Genomic DNA, 2,358 nt, shown 5'->3' with positions numbered 1-2,358 from the left:
CTGAACGGCACCGCCACGCTGAGCGCGGGCGCCTTCCTGCTGTAACTTTGGGCCGGGGCCGCCCGCGCGGCCCCTCCCCTCACAAGAACCGCCGCAACCGGGTCTGGATGAAGGGGATCACCCCCCAGACCATGCAGATCACGATCATCGGCACCATGACCAGCGTGCGCGCGGGCAGCGGCCAGCCCTCGGTCAGCGGCGCAATCACCAGCATCAACCCGGTGACCAGCGGATAAACCCCCAGAAACACGAAAAAGGCAAAGCGCAACCGGCTGGGCGGGCGCGGGCTGGCTTGTGCGGCGGCAACAGACATGGCAAACCTCTCCTGCGTATCGAAACGAAACGTCTAGATCTTATAGAACGGAACGTATCGTTTCGCAAGCGGGGAAATCGCATGCCATCTGAAGCCACAGAACCGCGCGCCTCCATTGGCGCCCGCCGCAACCCGGAGACCGAGGCCGCCGTGCTGGAGGCCGCCGCCGCCATCATCGCCGAAGACGGCTTTGCCCGCCTGACCATGGAGGCCGTGGCGCGCCGCGCCCGCGCGGGCAAGGCCACGGTCTATCGCTGGTGGCCCTCGCGCGGGCATCTGCTGCTCGCGCTTTATTCCCGGGCCAAATCCGGCCTGCCCAGCCCCGATACCGGCAGCCTCGCGGGGGATATGACGGCCTATCTCTCCGCCATGCTGGCGCAATGGCAGGGCGAGGGCGACACACCCGCCCTCGGCCCCCTGCTGCGCCTGCTGATCGCCGAGGCGCAGCTCGATCCCGCCGTCGGCGCCGCCATGCAGGAAGAACGGCAAAGCCGCTGGCATCATATCGACGATATGGTGGCGCGGGCGCAGGCGCGGGGCGAGCTGAACCCCGCCCTCTCGCCCGGCCATGCCGAGCGGCGCATCATCGCACTGCTGTGGTTCCAGCTGCTGACCGACAGCCTGCCCCCGCCCGAGGCGATCCCGCAGCTGGTGCAAGACCTCCTCGGCGGGCTGACCGCCTGAAGTTTAGGCCCAACCCGCCTTAAACCCGGCCCGCCTTAAACCCGGCCCGCCTTAAACCCGACAAGTGCCGTCGCCAGTGACCAGATATTTGAAACTGGTCAATTGCTCTGCCCCCACCGGCCCGCGCGCATGCATCTTGCCGGTGGCAATGCCGATCTCGCCACCCAAGCCAAACTCGCCGCCATCGGCAAACTGGGTCGAGGCATTGCGCATCAGAATGGCACTGTCGAGCCGCTGGAAGAAGCGCGCAGCCGTGGCGTCACTCTCAGTCAGGATGCTTTCGGTATGGCTCGACCCATAGCGCCGGATGTGCTGGATCGCGCCATCCACCCCATCCACCAGCTTCACCGCGATGATCATGTCGAGGAACTCGCGCCCGAAATCATCGGGCTTGGCCTTCACCGTGCCGGGGATCTTGGCCAGCTCGCCCTCGGCGCGCACCTCGACCCCGGCGGCCAGCAGATCCTCGATCAGCACCGCGCCGTGATTGGTGTAAAAGGCCCAATCCATCAGCAAACATTCCGCCGAGCCGCAAATCCCCGTGCGCCGGGTCTTCGCGTTCAAGACCACCCGCCGCGCCTTTTCCAGATCGGCATCGCGATCGGCATAGACGTGGCAAATGCCCTCCAGATGCGCGAAAACCGGCACCCGCGCCTCGCGCTGCACAAGGCTCACGAGGCCCTTGCCGCCGCGCGGCACGATCACGTCAATATGCTCCACCGCCTGCAACATGGCCGAGACCGCCGCCCGGTCGCGCGTCGGCACCAGCTGGATCGCCGCCTCCGGCAGCCCCGCCGTGCGCAACCCCGCCACCATGCAGGCATGGATCGCGCCCGAGGAATGAAAACTCTCCGATCCACCGCGCAGGATGACCGCATTCCCCGCCTTCAGGCACAGCGCGCCCGCATCCGCCGTCACATTGGGGCGGCTTTCATAAATGACGCCCACCACCCCCAAAGGCGTGGACACGCGCTGAATATGCAAGCCATTGGGCCGGTCCCATTCCGCCAGCACCCGCCCCACCGGGTCGGGCTGCTCGGCAATGGCGCGCAGGGCGCCCACGATCCCGGCAATCCGCCCCTCATCCAGCTTCAACCGATCCAGCATCGCCGCCGACAAGCCCTTGTCAGCCCCAAAGGCCATATCCTTGGCATTGGCGGCCAGAATGGCGGGCACCCCCGCCTCCACGGCATCGGCCGCCGCCAACAAGGCCGCCCGCTTGGCCTCAGGTGGCGCGAAAGCCAGCTCCGCCGCCGCCGCCCGGGCAGCAGCCCCGATCCCGCGCATCAGCTCGCCCACATCTTCCATCGCCACAGCGTCCATCGCGCCCTCTTTCATCTTGGCAAAAATATCCTGGGGGT

At 67.1% G+C, this 2,358-nt stretch carries 3 protein-coding genes; 1 reads left to right on the top strand and 2 read right to left on the bottom strand.

The window, feature by feature from the left end:
* Positions 1-79: 79 nt before the first annotated feature.
* Positions 80-313 carry a hypothetical protein gene (locus JNN06_RS10395; protein ID WP_291239520.1) on the bottom strand — a complete coding sequence of 78 codons (234 nt, stop codon included), beginning with the start codon at positions 311-313 and terminating at the stop codon, positions 80-82.
* An 81-nt stretch (positions 314-394) separates the two neighbouring features.
* On the opposite strand from JNN06_RS10395, the gene JNN06_RS10390 reads away from it, so the two are divergent.
* Complete coding sequence (locus tag JNN06_RS10390; protein WP_291239519.1) at positions 395-997, top strand: TetR/AcrR family transcriptional regulator; 603 nt, start codon at positions 395-397, stop codon at positions 995-997.
* Between the two features lie 51 nt (positions 998-1,048).
* On the opposite strand, the gene JNN06_RS10385 is transcribed toward JNN06_RS10390, so the two are convergent.
* Positions 1,049-2,305 carry a glutamate-5-semialdehyde dehydrogenase gene (locus tag JNN06_RS10385; RefSeq protein WP_291239521.1) on the bottom strand — a complete coding sequence of 419 codons (1,257 nt, stop codon included), beginning with the start codon at positions 2,303-2,305 and terminating at the stop codon, positions 1,049-1,051.
* Positions 2,306-2,358: the final 53 nt, after the last annotated feature.

Origin of the sequence: Gemmobacter sp. (assembly GCF_016792925.1) — a bacterium.
Lineage (GTDB): Bacteria > Pseudomonadota > Alphaproteobacteria > Rhodobacterales > Rhodobacteraceae > Gemmobacter.
This window is presented reverse-complemented; position numbering and strand designations above follow the sequence as displayed.